Origin of the sequence: Dyadobacter beijingensis DSM 21582 (genome assembly GCF_000382205.1) — a bacterium.
Lineage (GTDB): Bacteria > Bacteroidota > Bacteroidia > Cytophagales > Spirosomataceae > Dyadobacter > Dyadobacter beijingensis.
Genome location: NZ_KB907791.1, coordinates 205808 through 229908 on the forward strand (window position 1 = coordinate 205808; position 24101 = coordinate 229908).

At 55.6% G+C, this 24101-nt stretch carries 18 protein-coding genes and 1 pseudogene; 9 read left to right on the forward strand and 10 right to left on the reverse strand.

The window, feature by feature from the left end:
- Window positions 1-42: 42 nt before the first annotated feature.
- From H144_RS33735 to H144_RS0127120, 3 genes are read right to left on the reverse strand one after another with little or no spacing between them, the layout of a single operon-like run.
- Window positions 43-1551 (reverse strand): SUMF1/EgtB/PvdO family nonheme iron enzyme, encoded by a 1509-nt coding sequence (locus H144_RS33735; RefSeq protein WP_019945264.1) that lies wholly within the window; start codon window positions 1549-1551, stop codon window positions 43-45.
- 5 nt (window positions 1552-1556) lie between these two features.
- On the reverse strand, window positions 1557-2318 hold the full coding sequence (locus tag H144_RS0127115) for a ThuA domain-containing protein (protein ID WP_019945265.1): 762 nt from the start codon (window positions 2316-2318) through the stop codon (window positions 1557-1559).
- Window positions 2319-2322: 4 nt separating this feature from the next.
- Window positions 2323-4101 (reverse strand): glycoside hydrolase family 9 protein, encoded by a 1779-nt coding sequence (locus tag H144_RS0127120; RefSeq protein ID WP_019945266.1) that lies wholly within the window; start codon window positions 4099-4101, stop codon window positions 2323-2325.
- Window positions 4102-4219: 118 nt separating this feature from the next.
- Between H144_RS0127120 and H144_RS0127125 the strand changes: the two genes are divergently transcribed.
- The 6 genes from H144_RS0127125 to H144_RS0127150 are packed head-to-tail and all read left to right on the forward strand — an operon-like array spanning window position 4220 to window position 9497.
- The gene (locus tag H144_RS0127125; protein ID WP_019945267.1) at window positions 4220-4639 is read left to right on the forward strand and encodes a PTS sugar transporter subunit IIA; all 420 of its coding nucleotides are present in this window, start codon (window positions 4220-4222) and stop codon (window positions 4637-4639) included.
- Window positions 4632-5102, forward strand: a complete 471-nt coding sequence (locus H144_RS0127130; RefSeq protein ID WP_019945268.1) for a PTS sugar transporter subunit IIB — start codon at window positions 4632-4634, stop codon at window positions 5100-5102. Before H144_RS0127125 ends, H144_RS0127130 begins: the two co-directional genes overlap by 8 nt.
- Window positions 5102-6703, forward strand: coding sequence for a PTS system mannose/fructose/sorbose family transporter subunit IID (locus H144_RS34050; RefSeq protein ID WP_019945269.1), 1602 nt, complete (start codon window positions 5102-5104; stop codon window positions 6701-6703). Before H144_RS0127130 ends, H144_RS34050 begins: the two co-directional genes overlap by 1 nt.
- A gap of 6 nt (window positions 6704-6709) precedes the next feature.
- A complete protein-coding gene (gene ptsP / locus H144_RS0127140; protein WP_019945270.1) occupies window positions 6710-8443 on the forward strand; it encodes a phosphoenolpyruvate--protein phosphotransferase in 1734 nt (577 codons plus the stop codon).
- 17 nt (window positions 8444-8460) lie between these two features.
- On the forward strand, window positions 8461-8721 hold the full coding sequence (locus tag H144_RS0127145; RefSeq protein WP_019945271.1) for an HPr family phosphocarrier protein: 261 nt from the start codon (window positions 8461-8463) through the stop codon (window positions 8719-8721).
- A 29-nt stretch (window positions 8722-8750) separates the two neighbouring features.
- Window positions 8751-9497: a 6-phosphogluconolactonase gene (locus H144_RS0127150; protein WP_019945272.1), complete on the forward strand. Its 747-nt coding sequence runs from the start codon at window positions 8751-8753 to the stop codon at window positions 9495-9497.
- An 11-nt stretch (window positions 9498-9508) separates the two neighbouring features.
- Here H144_RS0127150 and H144_RS0127155 read toward each other — a convergent pair whose 3' ends face one another.
- The 5 genes from H144_RS0127155 to H144_RS0127175 all read right to left on the reverse strand — a co-directional run bounded on the left by H144_RS0127155 (window position 9509) and on the right by H144_RS0127175 (window position 16853).
- Complete coding sequence (locus H144_RS0127155; protein ID WP_019945273.1) at window positions 9509-10312, reverse strand: alpha/beta fold hydrolase; 804 nt, start codon at window positions 10310-10312, stop codon at window positions 9509-9511.
- A gap of 69 nt (window positions 10313-10381) precedes the next feature.
- The gene (locus H144_RS33515) at window positions 10382-11257 is read right to left on the reverse strand and encodes a helix-turn-helix domain-containing protein (protein ID WP_157505193.1); all 876 of its coding nucleotides are present in this window, start codon (window positions 11255-11257) and stop codon (window positions 10382-10384) included.
- Between the two features lie 46 nt (window positions 11258-11303).
- Window positions 11304-12146 (reverse strand): alpha/beta hydrolase, encoded by an 843-nt coding sequence (locus tag H144_RS0127165; protein ID WP_026351033.1) that lies wholly within the window; start codon window positions 12144-12146, stop codon window positions 11304-11306.
- Window positions 12147-12389: 243 nt separating this feature from the next.
- Window positions 12390-14354 carry a sigma 54-interacting response regulator gene (locus H144_RS0127170; protein WP_033403364.1) on the reverse strand — a complete coding sequence of 655 codons (1965 nt, stop codon included), beginning with the start codon at window positions 14352-14354 and terminating at the stop codon, window positions 12390-12392.
- A 42-nt stretch (window positions 14355-14396) separates the two neighbouring features.
- The gene (locus H144_RS0127175) at window positions 14397-16853 is read right to left on the reverse strand and encodes a sensor histidine kinase (protein WP_157505194.1); all 2457 of its coding nucleotides are present in this window, start codon (window positions 16851-16853) and stop codon (window positions 14397-14399) included.
- 205 nt (window positions 16854-17058) lie between these two features.
- On the opposite strand from H144_RS0127175, the gene H144_RS0127180 reads away from it, so the two are divergent.
- Both H144_RS0127180 and H144_RS0127185 read left to right on the forward strand, forming a co-directional pair.
- A complete protein-coding gene (locus H144_RS0127180; protein ID WP_019945278.1) occupies window positions 17059-18048 on the forward strand; it encodes an alpha/beta fold hydrolase in 990 nt (329 codons plus the stop codon).
- A 110-nt stretch (window positions 18049-18158) separates the two neighbouring features.
- A complete protein-coding gene (locus H144_RS0127185) occupies window positions 18159-19007 on the forward strand; it encodes an NHL repeat-containing protein (RefSeq protein WP_019945279.1) in 849 nt (282 codons plus the stop codon).
- 83 nt (window positions 19008-19090) lie between these two features.
- Here H144_RS0127185 and H144_RS33520 read toward each other — a convergent pair whose 3' ends face one another.
- Window positions 19091-22354: a T9SS type A sorting domain-containing protein gene (locus H144_RS33520; RefSeq protein ID WP_084600024.1), complete on the reverse strand. Its 3264-nt coding sequence runs from the start codon at window positions 22352-22354 to the stop codon at window positions 19091-19093.
- Window positions 22355-22830: 476 nt separating this feature from the next.
- Here H144_RS33520 and H144_RS0127195 point away from each other — a divergent pair, with 476 nt between their 5' ends.
- Window positions 22831-23877 (forward strand): proline iminopeptidase-family hydrolase, encoded by a 1047-nt coding sequence (locus H144_RS0127195; protein WP_019945281.1) that lies wholly within the window; start codon window positions 22831-22833, stop codon window positions 23875-23877.
- Between the two features lie 116 nt (window positions 23878-23993).
- On the opposite strand, the pseudogene H144_RS34055 reads toward H144_RS0127195, so the two are convergent.
- Window positions 23994-24083 (reverse strand): annotated as a pseudogene (locus H144_RS34055) (catalase); the annotation flags it as partial.
- Window positions 24084-24101: the final 18 nt, after the last annotated feature.

Here is a 24101-nt window from a genome sequence, read left to right on the forward strand (position 1 = left end):
GGCTGTACGCGGGAAGGGGCTATCACCTGCGCGTAGAGAATACTAGAAATCCGCCGCGATGCGGAACCCCCTGTTAAAATTGCTGCTCGACGGTGGTACCACATTGCGGTAGCTAATGCGGCAGTTGGATGCCGGCACCGACCATGCGCCTCCCCGGTAGACTTTGTAAACACCATTGGCTGGTCCGGCGGGGTCGGCGGCGGGGCTTGCAGCGTAGTAGGCCGCGTCGTACCAGTCGCTGACCCACTCCCATACATTGCCCGTCATGTCGAAAAGGCCGAGTTCGTTGGGTTTTTTGGTGGCTACCGGTTTGGTGCCGTATCCCGTCGCCGCGTACCAGCCGACGGAATCGATTTCTGCCGCGCCGCTGAATGCGTTTCCGTGAGCCTGCGCGCCTCCCGCGGCGGCGAATTCCCATTCGGCTTCGGTGGGCAGACGGTAGCGGCGGCCAGTTTGCGCGCTGAGCCAGTGGCAGTAGGCCACGCAATCGTCCCAGCTCACATTGACGACCGGGTGGTTTTCATGCCAGCCCCAGCCTGGCAGGTCGGGCATGGCGCGGCCCGTCGCATGGCAGAAAACGCGCCATTGCGCCACGGTCGTTTCCGTTTTCGCAATGCTGAAGTTTTTCAATGTGATGCTGTGCGCCGGGGCCTCGTCCCGGCCGTTTCCATCGCTGCCCATCCGGAATGTCCCGCCGGGGACGGTCACCAGCTCGGGGTAATCGCCGGGGCGCAGTTCGGGCAGGGTTTTGCGTGAAACGCCGGTTTTTCGTTTGCCCAGCCATAGCAATGCATTGGCAATCATATTGTTCTGCATGAAATCGGATAGCACCTTGTCGCCATGGCCCATATTCATGTAAACCATATTGTATTTCGTGTGGGTCCACACCACCGGCGTGTCGCCGCCAGGCAGAATGTCCTTGATTCCCAGCGGGTAATTGGACGGTGCGAGGGTAACGAGCACTTTCACGTCCGGGTTCTCGCGCGGGCTGGGGCGCCAGTGGTACCACTCATTCACGGGCGCTCCGTAGGCCGCAGGCATCCCGCGTGTAACGGCGTGCGTGGTATCGTCCACGATCAGCCGTGCTTCTACGGGCGGCCAGCTGTTGCTGTAAAAAACGCCCCCGCCGAGGAAACGGACGAACCAGGGCCATTTCGTGGTTTTGTCATTGTAGCCGGCAACATGGAAACCGAACCAGCCTCCGCCGCCCTCCATATACCGCTGGAACGCCTCGCGCTGCGCCTGCGTGTGCGGGAAGTCGTTGAGCCACATCACTATCTGGTAATCGCCCAGCACGGCGTCGTTGCAGTTGGTCCAGTCGGTCGTCACGTCGAATGTAAAATGGTTTTCTGCTCCCAGTCTGGTGAAGAATGAACGGGCATCGTCGGAGAAATCGATATGGTCCGCCTCGACTTTGCCTGAATAGAATGCCAGCACTTTGAAGCTATTCTGCTGTGCGGTGCACGGAATGGCCCAAACCGGCGCGGTAAGGAGGCAGAGCGCGATGGCAATGCGGTGTAAATATCGGAGGTAGTTATCGGGGCTCTTCATGAATATCAGGGTTTGGACTGGCCGGCGAGCCATAGCAGGCCGTCGGTGATCATTGTGTTCTGGTCCGGGTTGGACAGCACCTTGTTGCCGTGGCCCATATTGAGATACAGCATTTTATAACGCGTATTGGTCCAAACCACGGGCGTATCGCCTTTTTCGAGAAACGTTTTCACGCCCAGCGGATAGTTTTCCGGCGCCAGCGACACCAGTACTTTCACATTTTTGTCCATTCTCGGACTGGGTTTCCATTGGTACCATTCGGTCACGGGGGCGTCGTAGGTGGCAGGCAGCCGCTTCGTCACAGGGTGCGACTGATCTTCGACGACCACTTTCGCAGCCATCGGCGGCCAGTTGTTGCTATGGAATACCGGCCCGCCGAGGAAGTCGCGGAACCAGGTCCATTTGGAGCTGCGGTCGTTGTAGCCGGCCACGTGGAAGCCCAGCCAGGCGCCGCCCGCGTTGATATATTTTTCAAATGCGGCACGCTGGGCGTCGGTCACGGGGGAATCGTTGAGCCAGACGATCACCTGATAGTTGCTCAGAAAGCGGTCGTTCAGATGGTCCCAGTCGGTGGTAGCGTCGAAGGTAAACTGGTGCCGGGAGGCCAGCAGTTTGAAAAAATACAACGCATCCCGTGCAAAGAGCACGTGGTCCATCTCTACCTTTTCGGAATAGAATGCCAGCACCTTGAACTTCGGCTGCTGCGCGTATGCGAGGCCGGTCACCCACAACGTGATGACGAGCGTCAGGAGGTTTCGCCTGTTCATGTCGCTATTCCTGGGCAAGGGTGGTGACGGCGACGAGGAACCAGGCAGCATGGGGTATCCACTGCTCCGTCCAGCGCCATTCGTTGCCATTGTCATGTGGCTTGTAGTCGATCCCGCTGCCGTCGGCGTGCCCGTCCTTACCTGTTACGCCATTGGAAATACCGCCGCGCTCCGAGCCGTGGCCGTACATGGATTTCATATAGGGCATATTATTGCGCCCGAAGCCGTACATAAAGCAAGCCTCGTACGGATTAGCCCCTAATATCCACGATAGCTGGTGTCCGGCATAGGCCGTAAGCGCCCCGCTCGTGCCGGTACCGCCCGAAGCCGGGTACACCAGCCTGCCGCCGAGCAATGCCGCCGAAGCCAGGGAACCCAGGCGCGCATTTTCACCCTGCCACCACCAGCCGCTTTCGTTTTCGTGGGGGATAAAAAAGCCGTCTTTCACTGCACCATTCAGCAGAAACGACTGCCGGGCGTAGCCGAACGGGTTCGCTACCTCGCCGGTGACGCGCACATTGTAATCCAGTGCTTTTTTAACCGTCGCCAATGCCGTTTTGCGGAACGCGGCGTCCTTTTCGGCATCGAGGTAGCGGCAGAGCGCCACAATGGGCAGGCCGGCGTCCGAGGCGTGCCAGAAGGGCCGGTTGGCGTCGTTGGCGATGAAGTAGCCTCCTGGTGCGAGGCGTTTCCCGAGGTTTTGGGCGCGTTTCCGGGCTTCGTCGCGGTATTCGTTTTCGCCGGTGGCCAGCCAGAGTTCCGTGGCGCCCATCAGTGCGCAGTAGTCGTCGAGGATATTTTCTTTGCCGTCGTCGCAGTATTTGAGGTTGTTGACCTGCAAATGTGCGAATGCCCGTTTGGCGGCCGCCAGGTATTGTGCCGAAGTGAATGCGCCGTCCATTTTCCATCGTGAAATGCGGGCAAGCGCTGCAATGCCCATGCCGCCTCCCTCGCGGTAAGCGCATTGGTACTTGTCGGTGGTGACGCTGTTGGCATTCAGCCCCACCACGCGCCGGGCCTTCGGATCGGGATTGAAATAGCTGAAAATAGTCATATAAAAGTAGCCTTCCTCCGACAGCGACCGCACAATATAGTCCGCGCCGTATAGTGCCTCGCGTTTCATTGAATCGAGCACGTTCAGATCGGTGAGCAGCATCGGAATGCGCTCGGCGGCGTTGGTCATGGCCCAGGTGCAGAGCGGGATCTGCTGCTGTGACATGAAATTGGCATAAGCCAGGTGCGAGAAGTACTTACTGATGTCGCCCGAAGCATCGTCCCAGCCGCCGCGCAGGTCCACCGTTTTCTCGCTCCCGTAAAGCATCACGTGCTCGTCCGCAAGGAGTTCTTCGGGTTTGTCGGCGCGTTGTTTGTTGTAATAGTGGATAATCGACGGGATAAGCAGTTTCGCGAGTGCTTTATCGGCGATCTGAAATTCATCGGAAGTGACGGGTGCTCCCTTTACCCGGAGCACGATTTGGTACCGGCCGGTTTTTGTTAGCGCAGAGAAATCAATGCGGTGGTAAATGCGGCCTGGAAACCATTCCTTTACCTGCTCCGGCTTACCTGTTTTTCCCGAAAATACCGCTTGCCGGCTGCCTGCGGCCACGATTTCAAATGCGGTAACGCCGTCCAGCTCGCCGGCGTCCGAAGCAATGACCGCCCCTTTGGCCCCGCGGGCATCGAACCCGACCTGGTTTACGTGAATGATGATTTTGGCAAATGCATGGGTAGAAAGGGCGATAGCAAGCATAAAGGGCGCCAGCAGGGCTCTTGTTCTTTTCATAGTAAAGGTTTAGGATAACATCGTTTGGCGAAAATATTGAAATATTAAGGTAAAAAAAATCGATAGGGCCTTTATGAAGATAATCCTAAACCTATTTTAACATATACTTATCGAATTCATGCGAAAATTTCTCATCGCGACCCACGGCACCTTTGCCGGGGGAATCCGGAGTTCTCTGGAAATGATTATCGGCCGGCAGGAAGACCTGCGCGTCATCGAGGCCTATACCGAAGAAAACAAAGGGCTGGAAGAAGACCTCCAAGCGGTACTCGACGAACTTTCGGAGGCCGACGAACTGGTGGTTTTTACCGATCTGCTCGGTGGGAGCGTCACCAATCAGGTGCTCCGCCATGCCCTGCGGCAAAACGTCCATATCGTGTCGGGCATGAACCTGCCGCTGTTGGTGGAAGTGGTCATGGCCGGTCCCGACGAGCCTGTTACCGGGGTCATCGCACAGGCCATTCAGGGCGCCCGCGACCAGATGGTGTATGTAAATGATCTTGTCACCGCCCAGCAATCCGACGACTTCAATGATTAAGCTCTTACGGATCGACGACCGGCTTGTGCACGGTCAGGTCGCATTGACGTGGACGCCCGCCGTGGGCGCCGAATGCCTCGTGGTGGCGAACGACAAGGCTGCCAAGGACGATTTTCTCAAAATGACGATGAACCTCGCCAAGCCGGCGAACGCGAAACTGCTCGTCAAGTCGATCGCGGACACGGTCACTTTCCTGTCCGACGAGCGCGCCAAACCGATGAAAATATTGGTACTCGTCAATTCCGTCCAGGATGCGGCAGCGCTTGCGCAGGCATTGCCCGAGGTGCGGAGCATCAATTTCGGCGGGATCAGGGGAAAAGAAGGAGCCCGGCCCATTTCCAAGGCCATCAATGTGACCGACGCCGACATGACCCTTATCCGGGAGCTGCTCGCGAAAGGTATTGAACTGGAAGTGAGGCAGGTACCTACGGACGAACAACGGCCCATCGAAACGCTGCTCTGATGCTGACATCCTATATTCTCATAACACTGATTGCCATGTTCGGGCATTCGGAGGATTTTCTGGGCACAACGCTGCTTAGCAGGCCGCTTGTACTGGGGCCGCTGGTTGGACTTGTTTTGGGCGATTTCCAGCAGGGGATCGTCATTGGCGCTACGCTGGAACTGATTTTTATGGGCAATATCAAAGTAGGCGCCGCCATTCCGCCGGATGTGATCACGGGCGGCGTATTAGGTACTGCGTTCGCGATCCTGTCGGGCAAAGGCCCGGCCGTGGCGCTGGCCCTGGCGGTACCGATTTCCATTCTTGCCGAAATGGTCGTCAGCGGGCTGTTCGTGTTCCGGCCGGTATGGAATAAACGTTTCGACCGCTACGCCGAAACGGGCGACTACCGGGGCGTGGAGCGGCTGCACATTTTGTCGGGCCTGCTGAAACCTTTGCTGATGGGCGTGGTGACGCTCCTGGCGCTGCTGCTGGGCTCGGAGGCGGTGAAGTCGTTTGAAGAGACGATCCCGCCCTGGGCGCATTCGGGCTTGCAGGTGGCGGGCAATATGCTGCCGGCATTGGGTTTTGCATTGCTGATGAACCTGATGTTCAACAAGGAAGGCGCGCCGTATTTTTTTCTGGGCTTCATCCTGACGAGTTACCTCAAACTCCCGATGATCGCCGTCGGTGGGCTGGGTGTGATCGCCGCATTGATCGTGACGAATATCACGCACAAAGCGCAGCCGGTTCCCGCTAACGACAGCGACTTCGATGATTTCGACATGGACGAAACGCCGGTGATGGTGAAGCCAAAAGCCGCATTGCTCACGCAGGGCGACATCCGCAGCCTTTTTGTGCGCTCCATGGCGCTGGAAGCGAATTTTAATTTCGAAACCTGGCAGAATACCGGCTTCGCATTCGCGATCATACCGGTTTTGAAAAGGCTCTATCGGACAAAGGAAGGCATGGCGCGGGCATTGAAACGACATTTGCAGTTTTTCAACACCGCCCCGCATGGTTCTACGCTCATCATCGGTATTGCGGCTGCGATGGAAGAACAGAATGCCCGCGAGCAGGATTTCGACGAAGAATCGATCAACTCCGTGAAAACGGGGCTGATGGGGCCGCTGGCGGGCGTGTTCGACTCGCTGTTCTGGGGGACGATCAAGGTCATTGCGGCGGGGATTGGTACATCGCTCGCATTGCAGGGCATCGCGCTGGGTCCATTGCTTTTTTTACTGATTTTCAATGTTCCGCATCTGGTACTACGCTACAAGCTTACATTCATCGGTTATGAAACGGGCACGCGGTTTTTGCAGGATTTATCCAAAACCAATGTCATGGATAAACTGAAAGCCGGTTCTTCCATTCTCGGACTGATGGTCGTGGGGGCTATGCCGGCGACGCTGATGGCGATTCGCACACCGGCCATGATCGGTGCTTCCGATTCGGCTGTACCGTTACAGGGCGTGCTCGACCAGATCGTGCCGCATATCATACCGCTCGCGTTGACTTTTCTCGTGTTCTATTTCGTGAAGCGCAATGTCAAGACGGCCTATCTGCTCCTGGGGCTGCTGTTGCTGGGTTTTTTAGGGAGTGTTTTTAATGTTTTTGCCTGAAAGCCTATGACAACGACGAAAGAACCGAGCAGGATTGCAGGCATTGGGGTGTCTCCGGGGATTGCGATCGGGCCTGCATTGGTGGTGCGGCGGGAGGTGGTGGCTGTAACCGGCATTACCCTGGCCAATGCGGCGGAGGTGGCGGCCGAAATCGGGCGGTTTGACGAAGCCGTATCGCGGTCCGTTGCCGAAGTGGACGGGCTGATCGCCGGATTAACCGAGGCGGGCAACGATGAAGGGCTGGATATTCTCGAAACCCAAACCGAATTCCTGACAGACCCGCAGCTCCGCGCCGACGTGGTACAGCAGATCGAAGAGCAGTTCAGAACCGCCCACGACGCGCTGGTAGGGGTTACGGATGCATTGGTACAACTCTTCCTGAACATGGACGATGCCTACATGCGTGCCCGCCATGCCGATGTGCGCGACGCAGGCGACCGTATCCTCCGACACCTCGGCGGGCGGGCGCGGCAAACGCGAACTTACCCGGAAGGATGCATTATCGTCGCCGACGACCTGAGCCCGTCGGATACCATCGCCCTGGACCTGACGCAGGTAGCCGGATTTGCAACCCAAATGGGCGGCCCAACCTCCCACGCGGCCATTGTAGCGAAGGCGCGTGGTATTCCAGCCGTCGTGGGCTGCGTGGCTTTGCTCGATGGCATAAAAGAGGGAGAACGGCTGGTGCTGGACGGGCAGGCGGGGGAGCTGGTACTGCGCCCCGACGATGCAACGACGGACATCTACCGTGAAAAACAGCAGCATTTCGCGGAGCAATCGGCCTGGCTGAAATCGCTGCGGGATGTGTCGGCGGTGACGAAAGACGGCTGCGCCGTGCAGCTTTTGGCGAATATTTCCGAACCTGCCGACCTGGACCAGGTATTCGAAAACGGAGGTGAAGGCGTCGGGCTTTTACGAACCGAACTACTATTCTTGGGCCGCGATTCGCTCCCGGACGAGGAAGAACAATTCGGATTTTACCAAAAAATTGCATTGAAAGCGGGCAAGCGGCCAGTGACCATCCGGACGATTGATATCGGCGGCGACAAGGAGGCGCCTTACCTCGGGCTGGCGAGAGAGGAAAACCCGTTTCTGGGCTACCGGGCCATACGCATTTGCCTGGACAGGACGGATATTTTCAAAACCCAGCTTCGTGCCGTGTTGCGCGCCAGTGCATTCGGAAATTTCAACATCATGTTCCCGATGATCGGCAGCGTGCAGGAAGTACGCGCCGCGAAAGCGGTTTTGCAGGAAGTTCGCAAAGAGCTGGCGGAGGAAGGCGTTCCCTTCGGTGCGGAAATGCAAACCGGGATCATGATCGAAATACCGGCGGCGGCAGTTATTGCCGATCTGCTGGCGAAGGAGGTCGACTTTTTCAGCATTGGTACGAATGACCTGATCCAATACACGTTGGCCGTCGACCGGATGAACGACCAGGTCGCTGCTTTGTATGACGGGTTCCACCCGGCCGTGCTGAGGCTGATCGCCCGCGTGATCGAAGAGGCGCATCGGGCGGGCATCCACGTGGGTATGTGCGGTGAGCTCGCAGGCGACCCGCACGCGACGCGCCTGTTGCTCGGAATGGGTTTGCGGTCGTTTTCGATGAGTGCCGTTTCGATACCCCGGATCAAACAGCAGGTGAGGGAAACCACGCTCACCGATGCGCAATGCATTTTCGAAGCAGCGAAAGGCCTCGACAGCGCCGATGAGATCAGGGCTGTTTGTCAATCAGTTAATTAAAATTTTAATGCATTGATATGATATTCAAAGAATACACCATTCTCGCGCCGGAAGGCATTCATGCGAGACCAGCCACGGCGCTCGTCAGGCTGGTGAAAAAATTCAAATCCGGGATCAGCCTGAAAAAAGGCGAAAAGACGATCCAGCTCAATAGTCTGCTGAACATCCTCGCATTGTCCACCAAAGGCGGCGACCTGGTTTCGGTCGTGATCGACGGGGAGGACGAGGCGGAAGCGGCGTCGGCGATCGACGTTTTTTTTAAAGACCTTACCGCTTGACCATACCTAATTACCTTTTTTGACAGATCATGAAAATTACCATTTGCAAAAGTGAACACGAATTTAATGTAACGGCCGCGTGGCGGATCATTGCCCAGATGCTGGAAAAACCTGATGCGGTGATCGGGCTTTCTACCGGGCAGACGACGATCGACATGCATGCGATCGTGTCGGATATCCACCGGCAATACCCGTTCGACGTTTCGCGCATTACCTTATTCAATGTCGATGAGCTGACCAACCTCCCTCGCGAGTATGCCGGCAGCTGCTATACAATGATCCTGAACCAGATTGCGGGCCCGCTGGGCATTCCCGAAGAAAACTTCATCATGCCGCCGACGCTGTCCGACGATTTTGGGCGTGAAGCCCGGCTATTCGAAGACCGGCTTGCCGCGCGGGGCGGTGCCGACCTTCAAATGCTTGGACTGGGCATGAACGGGCATATCGGGATCAACCAGCCCGGTACACCGTTCGAAAGCGAAACCTGGGTGTCGCCCATGGACCCGGATTTCGAGGCGCGCGTGCGGCGGGAAACGCAGGTGCCGGAGGGCACCATCCTGGGCGGGCTCACGCGGGGCATCCGGAACATCATGCATACCCGCAAGCTCATCCTCATCGCCAAAGGCACCCATAAGGCCGAAATGGTGAAGAAAGCCATTATGGGTCCCGTTACTACCGATATTCCGGCGTCTATCGTGCAAATGCACCCCAACTGCGAGATCCTGCTCGATGCCGACGCCGGTGCGCTGATCGCGGATTCGGCAGGGCTGCGCTGATATCCGGGGTGTTATTTGTCGCCCGCGGCTTGGAGGATTACTTCCGCGACTTTTTGGGGCTGGGCAAGCATGGCCACGTGGCTGGTAGGGAGGTGGAATGTCGTGGCGCGCATACGTTCCGCCATTTCCTTTTCGACTTGCGGCGAAATGATGTGGTCGTTGTCCGACACGATGAAGAAACTCGGTTTGCTCTTCCACGCCGGGTTGGAGATTTTCGCCGAGATGGTGCTGACGTGGAACCGCCCCTGGCCAGCGGCAATGAGCTTCGCCTCGTGCGCAGGCAGGTCCTGCGCGAAATGTTTCAGTACCGCCTCCTCTTTGAGCCGGATAAAGCCGTCTTCTACGATCGGATCGGCCAGGCCGGGGACGTTCGGAAGTTTTCGTACTTCAAAAGCATCTTGGGTAATGGTCTCGATGCTCTGGCCTTCGTCGGGCGCATAGGCGGCCACATATACCAGTGCTTTGACTTTTTCGTTGTTCCCCGCCTGCGTAATGACGACGCCGCCCCACGAATGGCCTACCAGGATCACATTGCCCTTTGCCTCCGCAATGGCGCGGTCCACGAACGCCACATCGTCGTTCAGGGAAGTGAGCGGGTTCTGGACGGCGATCGTCTGGTAACCTTTTTTCTGTAAGATAGGGATGACCTTGTTCCAGCTCGAACCGTCGGCGAATGCGCCGTGGACGAGGATAATGGTCGGCTTCTCGTCCGCGCCGGCGGGCAGGATGTCGGTGGCTGGGCTGTACTCCGGCATCATAGCCAGCATGAAGGTGGTAATGGCGGTATATGCCAATGGTAAACGCATTGTTTTCATAGGATTTTGAGTTTGAAATAGGTGTTGAAATGGGTGCTGAACGAAGAATGGTATATGCAGCGATAGCTGTTATGCTAGATGCGCAGCCGATGGGATGCACTTCTTGTACGAGGTGAATGTGCAGCCGCATCCCATTTTGAAAAACTTGCTGAAATGCGCTGTATCGTCGAAGCCCAGCTTGTAGGCGACTGTTTTCATATTAATGCCCTGGATGAGTGCCATACGTTTGGCTTGCAACAGCAGCCGCCTGCGGATATTGGCGCTCACGGACATACCGGTTTCCTGCTTCACGATCTGATTGAGGTAATTGGGGGTTACCGCCAGCTCATCGGCATATTCGCTGACCTTCTTATTGACGTGGTATTGCCTTTCGAGCAAATCGAAAAACCTTCTGGCCAAAACCGCCATATCGGCCCGGAACGACGCCCGCAGCTCCACCGACTGCTGCCGTGCAAGGTGTATCAGCACGATTTTCAGGTATACGGCCAGTACGTCGCCATTGCGAGAATGCTTGTTCCTCATTTCCTGGCGCATGCATTGGATGATGCTCATCATGCTCACAGTAGTCCACTCGTCCACCTCGAAAATCCGCGAAATGCGGAATGTGAGGTCGGGGTAGGGCAGGTCGGAGCCGGTGGGCATGAAGCCGACCGGGAAACGGAGTACCAACCCCTCGAGGTCCGGCGACGCGAAGCGGATGTAGTAAGCCTGGCCCGGCGTCAGAAAGAGGGTCGTTCCTGCCCGGAGCTCATGCGTTTCCATTTCGAACATGATTTCCAGATGTCCTTTGGTAACCCACAACATCTGGCCCGCCTGTTCGGGGCTGTACGGTAAGGTCCGAAGGTTGTCGGTTTCGAGTGCCTTGATTTCGAAAAGGGGCGTTCCCTGCCCCGCATAGCCGGCGGGTTCCGGGAAGTTTTTTTGCATACTTGAATAGCTTGTCATTCCAATCGGGTTTAAAGTGACTGTATTTCCATGGGGGGTAGGGTAGTCATAGGGTCCGTTCGCGAAGCCAGCGCAGGATGTCCTTGACGATAATGCCGTTGTATTTGTCGTTGAGCAAATCATGGTAATATCCTTCGTACAGTTTCAGCTGCTTGTCGTGCGCGGCGGCGTGCTCCGCGAAATACTGGCTGCCTTCGGGCATAGTGGCCCTGTCGGCGGTACCATGCAGGATGAGCAGCGGCAGGCCGAGTTCCGGCATTTTCTGTTGCAGGTGTTCCGAGGCGAGCAGGAGCTGCTGCATCGTTCTGGCAGGCTGCTTTTCGTTGACAATCAGCGGGTCACGGTTCATGGCGGACACGAATGCACTGTCGCGCGAGAAATCCTCGTTTTTGAGTTTGATCAGCCGGGTATGCGGTAGGATGTAGCCCAGCAGCTTCATCGCCATGAGGGCAAACCCCGGCGCCGGTACCCGAAATGCAAAGCTGGCGGCAATTAGCCCCGTGAGCCTCGACTGGTGATAGACGGCATACACCGAGGCAAACACCCCGCCGGCACTGTGGCCGTACAGGAAGACGGGCATTCCCGGATGCGCCGCCACGGCAATGTCGATCAGCGAATCGATGTCGCCGATTACATCCTCGTAGTCTGCCGTATAAAAGCGCTCCCCTTCCGAATGTCCGCGACCGGCAAGGTCTAACGCGTAAACGGCATACATGTTTTCGACGAGCTGCGAGGCAAAATCCTGGTAGTAGCCGCTGTGGGAATTTAACCCGTGAACAATGACGACGATCCCTTTTGCCGGGAGGTCGCCGGTCCAGCGTCTGTAAAAAATTCGCTGACCATTTTCATTGATGAAAGTGGAGGTGGTCTGTTTTCCTTCTGATCTCATGAATATATGCTTCATAGTTGATGTGCCGTACCCGTTGCTAGGGTATGGTAACCAATCATGTGCCATGCGAAGGTTTTAAGAAGAAACGGGGTGTAATTTTATTTAAATAACTGATTGTGAAAAACTTGTATAGTTACTTATGAAAGCATTTAACTCCGCGCCCGGCATCTGCCTCCAATATTTTCGGAGTGGGCGGTTTGTCAGGCTACGAAAATATCGGAGTCGATGCGGATCCGGCCAAGGTTATACGTCTCCACCGGAGCTGGTGAAGTCCTTCCGCTGAATGCCCAGCCGGGCCATTTTCGATTCCAGGGTGGTGGGTTTGATATTCAGCAATTCGGCGGCACCGTTCAGGCCGCGGATGAGGCCTTTCGTTTTTCTGAGGATAGAAATGATGTAATCTCGTTCCGTATTTTCCTGTAAGCGTTTCACATCCCCGAGCGTCTCGATTTTCGCTTCGGCATACGGCTCGGCAGGGGCGCCGGGAAGCGTTTGTTTCAATTCCAGTGCGGAGCGGCCGTTGTTGAGGATCACGGCCCGCTGTATGACGTTTTCGAGTTCACGGATGTTGCCAGGCCAGCCGTAGGCATGCATCTCGCGGACCATCGTTTCGGATAATCCGGCATATTCTTTGGCAAATTCTTCACAAAACTTCCTCGTGAAATACTCGGCCAGGAGTATAATGTCGCTCTTGCGCTCCCGCAATGGCGGCAGGGTAATCGGGAAAACATTCAGGCGGTAGTAGAGGTCGAGTCGGAAATTTCCCTCGGCGACCTCTTTTTCGAGGTTTCTGTTGGTAGCCGCCACAATGCGCACGTCGATCTTCCTGAGCACGTTACCACCGATGTTTTCGATTTCCTTTTCCTGCAAAACCCGCAGCAAACGTACCTGCATGTCGAGCGGCAGCTCGCCGATTTCGTCGAGGAATATGGTACCGCCGTCGGCCTGCTCGAATTTCCCTTTCCGCTTTTCCACGGCCCCGGTAAATGCCCCTTTTTCATGCCCGAACAGCTCGGACTCGATCAATGCGGCCGGGATAGCGGCGCAGTTGACCTTGATATACGGCCCGTTCTTCCTGGGCGAATGCGTATGAATGGCATGCGCGACCTTTTCCTTGCCCGTGCCGCTTTCGCCAAGTATCAGTACCGACGTATTGTAGGGCGCTACCTGCGTCACCAGGTCCAGGGCGGCGAGCAGCAACGGGTGGTTGCCGATAATATCCGTAAAACCGGCATTGGAACGGCCGGACGGTACCGTCTGCCGGGCTTCGGGCAGGGGCGCGGGTATGGCTGCCGGGCCGGTCATGCTTTCCGTTACATTCGTGAGGCAGCTGGTAAACAGGCTGAGCACGGCCATGTGGCTCTGCGTGTACGCGTCGCGCTGGCGGCTATAAAAGTAGTAATGCACGGACGTGCCATTGCCGGTGACGACGGGAAATGCGAGGCAGCTTTCGGCCCGGAAGGCGTCGAACCAAATCTGACGGCGGGCATCGGCGGGCTGGCCTTCGCCGGTATTGTTCGTGATAATGACGGGCTGCGTACCAGTAAGCGACTTCCCGGTGTTCGCCGGCAGGGCGTCGGCTTTCACCCCGGCGATCGTCAGCAGCTCTTTTTCGCCGATGAACTGGTATTCGTCAAATCCAATGCGCAGGTATCCGAAATCTTCGGACGTTTTGGTATTGGCGGGCGTCGTTTCGGCGACGATCAGGTCGAAAGGAATGAAGGAACGGATGGCGCGGCCTGTTTTCAGGAGCTTCTGCCTGGCTTCGGACGTTTCTTTGCTGATATCCCAAAGCGCTTTTTGTAATGCGGCCTCCTGTCTTAACCTGGATTCCAGGCTGTTTTTGTGGCGGTAGGAGGCAATGTCGAGCGCCACGAGCAGGTCTTTTTCCCGAAAGGGCTTCACAAGAAAACCATAGGGCTCGGTTTGTTTGGCTTCTTCCAGAATAGCCTGGCTCGAATTGGCCGACAGGTAAATGAATGCGATATGCTCCGCTTTCAGTTTTCGGGCGAGGTCAATGCCCGATAGCTTGCCTTTCAGCCGGATGTCGAGCAGAACGAGATCGGGTTTGTCTTTTTGCAGGCTTTCACAGGCTTCCTCGGCCGACGACGCAATGCCGCACACACGGTAACCTGCCTGGCGCAAAAGCAGGCGCAGGGCATTCGCCATGATGAATTCGTCTTCGACGATCAATATTTTGTTACTCATTTCCATGGGGGTGTGCGAGTCTAAGCGGAGGCTGTACGATAATTACCTGTTTGAAACCAGAAATCTGACGGTTACCTGCACGCCCTGGTTGTTTTCGATGGCCAGGGTGCCGTTCAGTTGCCCGGCGAGGCCCTGCATCAGTTCGAGGCCCAGCGAGTTGTGCTGCATGGTATCGAGGCCGGGCGGCAGGCCGATGCCGTTATCCGCGATTCTCAGCAGGAGGTGGTCGGGCCCGTCGTGTTTCAATTCGATGCATACGGTGCCTTTCTTGCCATTCAGAAAAGCATATTTAATCGCGTTGACAATGCTTTCCGTGACGATGAGCCCCAGTGGGATTGCCTGCGAGACGTCGAGTTCCAGGGATTCTATTTCCTGCCGGAAGGTAATCTGGCCACCGTCGTCGAAGCTCTCGTGCAGGTAGCGCGCGAGGTCGGCGATGTATTCAGGCATCGAAATCGTCGTGGTGTTTTCGTCCTGATAAAGTTTCTGGTGAATGAGCGACATGGCCTGCATGCGCCGGAGGCTGTCTTTGACCGCAAGAATGGCCGCATCGTCTTCCAGGTATACCGATTGCGAATAGAGCAGGCTGGTCACCATTTGCAGGTTGTTTTTCACGCGGTGATGCACCTCTTTGATGAGCCATTCCTTCTCTTTGAGCAACTTGTCCTGCTCGGCATTCAGGGTTTCCAGGAAGGTATTCTTCTGGTCGAGCTCCCGCTGGTTCGCTTCCAGCTGGCGGTTGCTGCGTTGTTTGATCAGGTAGCGGTTGAGCAGCAGCAGGACGATGATCAGCAGCAGCAGCAGGCCAGCCAGGGTGATGTTTTTCGTCCGGTGCGCCTGTTCGGCCCGTACGCGTTCGAGCTGGTTCTGGCTGTCGAGCAGCTTGATGCTTTTATCCTTTTTCTCGGCCTCGTATTTGACCAGCAACTCCTCCGCCCGTTTGCGCTGTTCGTAGCTGAAAACGGAGTCGGTAAACTGGTAGCTAAGGTTCAGGTTTTTAATGGCTTCGAGGTAGTTTCCCTCCGTGGAATCCAGTTTGTAGAGGTTGTAATAGTAATTGTCGTTGGCCAGTATATCGAACGTCGACGCGAAGTTCCTGCCTTTTTCCAGGAGCTCCCTCGATCTGGCCGTTTTGCCGATAATGCGGTAGAAACTGGATATATTGAAATAGGCATGGGGAAATTCGTCGAAGATATAATCGATGGGGAACTGGTCCGCCATTTCCAGAAAGACGTTGAAGTTGCGTTCGGCGGCAGGAAAGTTTTTCAGGTTTTCAAAAGTAATACCCAGCAGATAGGCAAAATGCATCTTCTCGAAGTAACTATCCGGCGGATAGTCCCGCTGCATTTCTTTCAATAAGGCCAGCGCTTCCTGCCAACGGCCCATCAGGTTCAATACGCCTACTTTGCCGATCACGCTCCGGTACCATATCAGCTTGGTCTCCGCCGATTTGGTGGCCAGTCCTTTGTCGAACCAGACTAGGGCTTCGGGGTATTTAAACAGGCGGTCGTATACGACGCCCCTGCGGATGTAAAAGTAGGGTGCGAAAACGGAATCGGCTTTGGAGGCCAGGCAAGCCATACTGCGGTTGGAATAGGCCAATGCATTCGTCAGCGCCCCCTTCCGGTAGGCGAGCCAGGAGAGGGCGTCGAGAGGGTACTGCTGATGGCGGAAATGGATCGCCGCCTGTAACTGAACGATTTTCTGCAGCAGGCCTTCGGCTAAATCGTATTTTTTGGTGATAAAGTTTTCGATGTTGATCTGCGAGATGGCTTCGATCTCCTTTTCTTTCGCATGGATTGCTTTAAAAACAGTCAGTGCTTTCTCGAAACGGGCTACACGCTCGGGCTGTCCGTACCGGGTCAACTCGCCGGCATTCAGTGCGGCGCGGGCTGCCGCCAACGCATTGCCTGCGTGCCGTGCCAGCGCCTCCGCCTGCGTGAACATTCCCTGACTTTCCTCCGGCCGCCCCGACTGGTGCAGCCAATGGCCTTGCAGGATCAGGCTTTCGATTTTCCATCGTACAGGCGCCTTTTCACTGAGTGTGAGCGCTTCCTGTATATACTTCGATGCATTCGCGAGGTCTGGTCTGTCCGAGCCGGGTTTGAAAACATAGTAGGTGCCCAGTTCCAGCAGCAGGCGCAGGCGCGCTTCGCCGCGGAGTTTGGAAAGCAGTGATCTCGCTTCGGTGATGTTTCCGGCGTCGATCAGCCTGCTTCCGGGGGACGGCGTACCGTCGCTGTACCCCTCGTTGTAGGGCAGGAGGGGGCTCAGCCGGTACACTTTACAGGGAATCCGTATGGCGCTGTCCATATCGACCTGCCCCTGGCTGATCGTATGGATATATTGGGCGGTGACGCGGATCAGTAACCGTTTTTTGGCTACATCGTCATACCCGCTCAGGTCCGGCTGTGCGTACGCGCCCGCAGCGAACAGCGAGAGCGCGAGCGACCCGAAAACGAGCCGCATTACGGAGGTTAGGAGTAGTGCACAGTCCATAGGTATAAATCTAACCAACTAAATTGAAAACCCGGTGCGCAACAACGACGGAATTCGCCTGCAATACCACAACTACACCGATCTGTACATTGAAGCGCAATCGTGATCGGCGGAATTTTGCGTCCGACAGTTCCCGCTGCCCATTGCATTCTCTCTCACCAGGTTCCCGGCCACCGGCCAGGGATTCCACTTAATCTTGACAAATATGGCCCCAATTGACCAGTTCAGCCACGATCAGTTCGTCAGCGACGAATGCGGCGATTCGCTTTGGAATGAAGAAAACCTCAATCCTCCCACCGCACCCGCCGCGAGCCGGCCGATGAAGACCGGGACCAGGCACCAGTTCATCGAAATTAACGGTGTCAACATCTTTTACCGGGATGCGGGGCCGGCAGACGCACCCGTGGTGGTGTTGCTTCACGGCTACCCGGCGTCGTCGCATATGTTCCGCAACCTCATGCACGAGCTTTCGGACAAATACCGCCTCATCGCACCCGATTACCCCGGTTACGGACGGAGCGAGCAGCCGAAGATCGCGGATTTCGAATATACGTTCGCCAACTACGCGGTGATCGTTCAGAAGCTGCTGGAAATGCTGGACATTGAGACGTTCAGTCTGTACCTGATGGATTACGGCGCACCGGTCGGCTGGCGGATCGCCTCGGGGAATCCGGCAAAAATCCAGACGCTCATCGTGCAGAACGGCTGCGCGTACGAGGAAGGGCTGGAAACATTCTGGGACCCGATCAAAGCCTACTGGGCCGACCGGAACGACAAGGAATCCGAAGACAAACTGCGCGGTTTTCATTCGCCCGATGGCCTGCGATGGCAGTATACCCACGGCGTGCCCGACCCGGCGGTGATCAGTCCCGACAACTGGGAAATCGACCTGCGCCACCTCGAAAGGGAGGAGAACGGGCAGATCCAGCTGGACCTGTTTTACGATTACCGGACAAATGTGGCCCTGTACCCGCAATGGCAGCAGTACCTGCGCGAGCTGAGCCCTGAAATGCTGATCGTGTACGGAAAGAACGACTACATTTTCCCGGCATCGGGTGCGGAAGCATATAAGAAGGATGTCAAAAACCTGGAATACCACCTGTTCGATGCGGGGCATTTCGCGCTCGAAAGCGTGGGCGACGAGATCGCCGCAACGATCCGCGACTTTCTCGACCGGAAAGTAGCACCGAATTAAGACAGTGACATGGGTTACAAAAACAAAAAAGAGCCGGATATTGCAAGTAGAATGCGGCAGGAGCGACCTGTATAAGTATTCTTTGCTTATTAACTCTTAATTTATAACTCATGTCAAAATCCTTGTTTTTAGTGCTCGCCGGGTTGGTTGCAGGCACATTTTCTGCCAGTCAGGCGCAAACAATCGAGTTAACACCGGTTTGGGAAAGCGATACGACATTGCGCACGCCCGAAAGCGTTTTGTATGAACCGGGCCAGAATGTGTTGTATGTGGCTTGTACCAACGGAGGCCCGAGCCTGGATAATAAGAGCAGCTACATTGCCAAAGTGGGGCTGGACGGGAAGGTGATTAAATTGAAGTTTACCGAAAACCTCAACTCGACCAAAGGTATGGGCGTGCTGGGAAAAAAACTATATGTGACGGAGATGACACAGGTAGCGGAAATCGACCTGGCAACGGGCAAAATCCTGAACCGTTACCCGGTAGAAGGCGCCAAGTTCCTCAACGACATTGCTGTGGATACGAAAAAAGGCATTGTGTACGTCACGGACTCCGGCCACGGAAAGGTATGGGCATTGAATGACGGCAAGATCGGCCTCGTGCTCGAAGGCGACCCGCTGAAAGGCACCAACGGGCTCCTGTTTGAAAACAACCAGCTGCTGATCGGCAACGGCGACGGCACGCTGTACAGCATGGACCCGGCCAGCAAAAAGCTCAGCCCGATCGCCAAAGTTTCGGGCGGCATCGACGGTATCGTCGGTTTGGGCAACAAGTCCTACATCGTAACCGAATGGGCGGGTAAAGTATGGCACGTGAAAGCCGATGGCACAACGGAGCTCAAAAGCGACACCTCGCCGCAGAAGATCAATTCGGCGGACGTAGCCTACAACCCGAAGACGAAGGTGCTTTTCGTCCCTACGTTTTTTCACAATACGGTGAAGGCATACTCGGTAAAATAAGCGTATCGGACCGCAAATAAAGAAGGCTGGCAGCTTACCGGAAAGGTAGCAGCCAGCCTTTTTTATGCACTTACTTACTGATATTACTTATTCACCACCACCTTCCGTACCACCTGCGCACCATCCTTTGTCACGATCTTTACCAGGTACATGCCGCCTGCGAGGCCGCCGAGGTCAATGCCGTTTTCAGGGACGCCGTTGTATTGCGCTACCACTTGCCCGTTTGTATTGGTCAACGAAATGCGGCTGACCAATTTCGGATCGATACCGTTGATTTGGAGCACGTGCGATGCCGGGTTCGGATAGATTCGTGCGCCGATGCCTGCGGTACCCAGTTTCACGCTGATGGCACGTGAGTAAGCGAAGGTGTTGTCGCGGTCGACGGTTTTCAAACGGTAATAGTTGATTCCCGACAGGGGTGCTTCGTCGATCGCCGTGTAGCTGTTCGATTCGCGGCTGTCGCCGGTGGCGGCAGTCTCTGCAATCTTGTTCCAGTTTCTGGCGTCGGTACTGCGCTCCACGTCGAAATGCGATGCATTGGTTTCTTCCGCCGTTTTCCAGGACAGGCGCACCATGTTTTCCTGTGCGGTGGCTTCAAAACTCACGAGTGTCACCGGCAATGCGCCTTCCCAGGTGAGGGTGTAGGTGGCCGGTGTCGGGTCGGTCATGCCATCCGCGTCCACATAGGCATAATCGAACGATGTTTTTACATAACCTGCACCAGTCATTTTGATACTGAACTTCGAAGGGTCCGGGAACAACGTTTTGTTTGTTATTTCATCCTGGGTCACCACCGAGCCATCGTAACGCAGCTCTCCGTTTGTCGGAAGCGAGGTGATGATCACACCGCGCGGATCGGCGTGGGTGCCCGTTTTGCCCAGATAGTCGCCGTCTTCAAAATCACTGCCGGATACCAATGGCGGATTTCCTTCGGCTCCATCGAGTGGGATCACCTGGTCGACCGACGGTCTGGCGATCGGCGCCGAAACACTGTTCGAATTCGGTACGTGCAGGTAAGTGACGGTAATCGTCGCCACGTCCGAGAGTCCGGTAGAAATCTCCGTCAGCGTATAGTTAATCGGGGTCGGGTTGCCGGTTGCGCCGCTCACAGGAGTGAATGTCACTTCGCCGGTGGCTGGCACGTACGTCCATTCGCCTTCTCCGGTAACGGTTAGCGTATGCTGAATACCGTCCGTCGATGGGTCGAGGTCGACGGTTACCTGCGCGGTGGCGGGAATGGTGCCGTAGCCAAGTTTGTCGTTGGTAAGAATGGTCAGCGTGGCCACGCTTTCCGGGGCATTGTTCAGGCTCTGGTCGTCTCCCGCTATCGGTGGCAGCACTACCACGGCATCGTCTTTGTTATTGTCTTGATTATCATCATTTTCGTTGCCCTGTACGATCGCTGTGTTCAGGTAAGGCCCTGTCGCATTCACTTTCGCCGTTACGGTCATCGTCACCACTTCGTTTTCAGCCAGCGTGCCGATCAGCCAGGTGTCGGTGGCCGCATTCCACGAACCTTTTGAAACACTCACATTCTCAACGGTGTAGCCGTCCGGGATTTCGTCGGTCACGATCACGCCTGTCGCAGTCAGCGGGTTGTCCTTGTTTTTAAGCAGGGGGATGTTGGTAGCCTGGATGGTAAAAGTCACCGTTCCGCCCACCGTTGCCGGGCTTGGGGAAATCGTTTTGGTCACCGCCAGGTCTACATCTGAAGTATAGTTGAAATTCAATTCGCGCACGATCTCGTCGTTGTAGGCGCCGGTCCAGGTATTAATGGTATTGTTCTGGCTGAAACCGTTATCGCCGTTCGCCCACCATTTGTGGTCGGGGCCTAACACACCGGTCACGTTGACTTTCACACTGCGGGGGCTGAGCGTGGATGTGTTGGGGATGTTGTTTCTGGCAATGTTGGTATCGTCCCAGTACAGCTTATCATTAATCGGCTCGGTACCGGAGCGCAGCGGCCGCACGTGCTTGATCGAGATGCCGAGGCTTTGCTCCATATCGTAGATCGGGAAATGCACGGGATAGAACAGCAGCGAGGATACAAAGTGAATGGCTGTGCCGGTAGGTACATCCGCGCCTGCGCCGTCCTTGCCGTTCCAGTAGATCTGGTAGTTGCCGGCGGCACCATATTCATTGGACAGGATCACGTCGTTTCCATCGAAAAAGCCATTGCCGTTGAGGTCAATCAGGATATCCACGATGGACGGGTTATCGATATTGACGGTAAAAGTTGCCTGGCCTGCCGCCGGATTGGACGCCGGCCTTCTTGAAAACACCGCTTCGAACGTTGCCACCGGAAGGGGCGGGGACGGCCATACGCTGGCGTCCGGATTTCCTACAAAAAGCGGAAAATGCGCATTCGAGGAAGATCCGGTCATGGAACGGCGGTTTTCCTCGAAACCCGCATTGCTTTTAGGACCGTCCAGGTTAGCAAAAAATATCGCGTAACCCGAGTTGCTGCTCCCAAAATTGGCATACTTTACATAGAAATCCTGAGCCGGCGTATAGGTATTATCGATAGGTATATAAAAGCCGAAGTTAGCGGGGGAAGAAGTTGCGCTGGCAACCCCCGCGCTAGAAGGCAGGTCGTTGACGACGCTCCAATATTTACAGTACAAACGACCATTGTGCCGGGTATAATTCCCTGCGGAACCCGACGCAACGGTAACATCCCAGTAGTTGAATTCCAGGTTATTGGATTCGATTTCAACCCAGTATGCCCTGGCCGCGCCGGTATTATTGGTGAATGAATAAGCCGAATATCCTGTTCCCGTCACCTGGGTAGGCCCGGCAGTGGCAGCGGCGGCATTGGCAGGCCGGCCGTCAGCTGCGCCAGACCCCTGCGTAATGGCCTGTGATTTCGCCAGCACCCGGTTCGGAGCGGCGGTGGCGGTAGGGTAAAATCCGGTCGACGAGTTATCGTAATACCAGTTGAACGTGATCGGATTGCTGCCGGAAGACGTCCTGAAACCAAAAAAGACGGTTTCGTTCGGTTTAACCCAGACGTACATACGGTGCGCTGCGTTGTACGAGCCGGTGTTGGACGGGAGCATCATGAAACCCCTGGTCACATAGCCCGTATTGCCGCCGCCCGAGTTGCTGGTGGAGGGTACGTAGAGGTTAACCTGCCGGTTGTCGGTTACGCCCCAGGCGCCCGAACCTTCGGCGAAAACATGGTTTGCACCGCAAAATGCGGCCACAGTGAGCATTGCCGCACGAACGGCCAGGAGGGTGACCGTCCGTGAAGGACGAGTCAGGAGATGGAGGAGGGTAAGGCCCGGCCTAAACCAATGCCGGAATAAGTCCTTTGTGAAACGTTGATTGGTAAATTCTATTCGCATAGCTGATATGAGGGTATTGATTGTGGAAATTCATCGTAATATTTGGATATCCCCACACTACTACTTGCAACCGCGAACCGCTTTCCATGCGGTTTTTGACGGGTTTTCTTTGCAAAAGTCTCTTTCCGATTACATCGCAAGTATAGACGTTTATCCTTCCGCGGTTTGCAATTTTGGGGTGAGAGCAGCCAATTTCAGGGGTGTAATGCCCTGTTCATGGGGAGATGATTTTGGGCGATCAAATGCCTTCGGTAGTGCGTGAATTTTTACTACAAAACCGCGTCAGGACTGCGCTATGAATATTTTGCAGAAGCTACGACCCGGGTTGCGGCGAACGTTCGCAAATACTTGACGAACCGCATTCCAATTCCACCTGGCCGCATCAATAGGCAGGCCGCGTAAGCATTTATTACCCTAGGTGAATGCTTTTGGCATGAAAAGGCGGGAGGTTTGCAGAAAAATAAAAATCATAACCAATGAAAATGACCGATATGTCTTTGCGCAAACTCAAAAACACTCCTTTTTACCTCTTTCTCGCTGTCTGGATGGCGGCTTGCGTAGGTAAAGAATCGGAAACAATACATTCGCCGGAGTATTTTGCGTCCGATACCTCCAAAGTGCAGGCCGGCGGCGTGCAGATGGTGCCGGTTACCACGCCGGGCGGGAAGTTTAATGTATGGACGAAGCGGATCGGCAACAATCCTAAAATCAAGGTGATCCTGCTTGCCGGCGGCCCTGGTTTCCCGCACGACTATCTCGAAGTTTTCGAAAGTTTTTTTCCAAAAGAAGGCATTGAATTTTACTATTACGACGAGCTGGGTTCCGGTAATTCGGACAAGCCGGCGGACTCCACGCGGTACAATGTAGGCCGCGCTGTGGAAGAATTGGAGCAGGTAAGGCAGGCATTGGGCCTGGGAAAAGATAACCTGTACCTGCTCGGTCATTCCTGGGGCGGACTGCTGGCGATGGAATATGCATTGAAATACCAGCAGAACCTGAAAGGCCTGATTGTTTCCAACATGGTTTCGAGCGGTAGGGAATTTAACCGCTACATTCAGGAAGAACTTGTGAAACAAATCCCCGCAGCTGCGCTCGACACCATCAACCAGCTCACGGCAAAAAACGATTTCGGCAACCCGAGGTACACGGCATTGGTTACCGAGCATTTTTACAGCCGCTTCGTCTGCCGCCTGCCCGTTTCGGAATGGCCGGAACCATTTACCCGCGCGCTCGGAAAACTCAACCAGCCCTATTACCTCGCCATGCAAGGCCCGAGCGAGTTCGGCATCATCGGCAGCCTCAAAGACTGGGACATCAGCCGCCGGTTGAAAGACATCAAAGTGCCGGCCCTGATGATCGGCGCCAGATACGACGAAATGGACCCCGGACACATGCAATGGATGAGCAAGCAGGTCGCCAATGGCACATACCTCTATTGCGACAACGGCAGCCACCTGGCCATGTACGACCAGCAGCAGGTGTATATGAACGGGGTGGTTGCGTTTCTGCGGAATGGGAATTAGCGGCTTACAGCTTCTCTCGTTGTAACAGAAGTCACAAATCAAACCCCAGCGCCTTCATCCTCATAATCCCGCACTTCTTCCAACGAAATCCGGAACGCGTTCACTATGCCCCGGCCGTATGCGGCCTGTTCCACTTCGGCGAAGTAGTTGGCCGGGTTGCGGTTCAGGCTCAGCTCGCCTACCGGAATAAGCGGGTAATCGCCGTGCGTGCCGTGAGGGTTTCT

Bases quoted from the DNA above. Each gene is read 5' to 3' on its own strand.
- H144_RS33735 (WP_019945264.1), bottom strand. From the start codon at position 1,551: ATGAAGAGCCCCGATAACTACCTCCGATATTTACACCGCATTGCCATC.
- H144_RS0127115 (WP_019945265.1), bottom strand. From the start codon at position 2,318: ATGAACAGGCGAAACCTCCTGACGCTCGTCATCACGTTGTGGGTGACC.
- H144_RS0127120 (WP_019945266.1), bottom strand. From the start codon at position 4,101: ATGAAAAGAACAAGAGCCCTGCTGGCGCCCTTTATGCTTGCTATCGCC.
- H144_RS0127125 (WP_019945267.1), top strand. From the start codon at position 4,220: ATGCGAAAATTTCTCATCGCGACCCACGGCACCTTTGCCGGGGGAATC.
- H144_RS0127130 (WP_019945268.1), top strand. From the start codon at position 4,632: ATGATTAAGCTCTTACGGATCGACGACCGGCTTGTGCACGGTCAGGTC.
- H144_RS34050 (WP_019945269.1), top strand. From the start codon at position 5,102: ATGCTGACATCCTATATTCTCATAACACTGATTGCCATGTTCGGGCAT.
- ptsP (WP_019945270.1), top strand. From the start codon at position 6,710: ATGACAACGACGAAAGAACCGAGCAGGATTGCAGGCATTGGGGTGTCT.
- H144_RS0127145 (WP_019945271.1), top strand. From the start codon at position 8,461: ATGATATTCAAAGAATACACCATTCTCGCGCCGGAAGGCATTCATGCG.
- H144_RS0127150 (WP_019945272.1), top strand. From the start codon at position 8,751: ATGAAAATTACCATTTGCAAAAGTGAACACGAATTTAATGTAACGGCC.
- H144_RS0127155 (WP_019945273.1), bottom strand. From the start codon at position 10,312: ATGAAAACAATGCGTTTACCATTGGCATATACCGCCATTACCACCTTC.
- H144_RS33515 (WP_157505193.1), bottom strand. From the start codon at position 11,257: ATGACAAGCTATTCAAGTATGCAAAAAAACTTCCCGGAACCCGCCGGC.
- H144_RS0127165 (WP_026351033.1), bottom strand. From the start codon at position 12,146: ATGAGATCAGAAGGAAAACAGACCACCTCCACTTTCATCAATGAAAAT.
- H144_RS0127170 (WP_033403364.1), bottom strand. From the start codon at position 14,354: ATGAGTAACAAAATATTGATCGTCGAAGACGAATTCATCATGGCGAAT.
- H144_RS0127175 (WP_157505194.1), bottom strand. From the start codon at position 16,853: ATGGACTGTGCACTACTCCTAACCTCCGTAATGCGGCTCGTTTTCGGG.
- H144_RS0127180 (WP_019945278.1), top strand. From the start codon at position 17,059: ATGGCCCCAATTGACCAGTTCAGCCACGATCAGTTCGTCAGCGACGAA.
- H144_RS0127185 (WP_019945279.1), top strand. From the start codon at position 18,159: ATGTCAAAATCCTTGTTTTTAGTGCTCGCCGGGTTGGTTGCAGGCACA.
- H144_RS33520 (WP_084600024.1), bottom strand. From the start codon at position 22,354: ATGCGAATAGAATTTACCAATCAACGTTTCACAAAGGACTTATTCCGG.
- H144_RS0127195 (WP_019945281.1), top strand. From the start codon at position 22,831: ATGAAAATGACCGATATGTCTTTGCGCAAACTCAAAAACACTCCTTTT.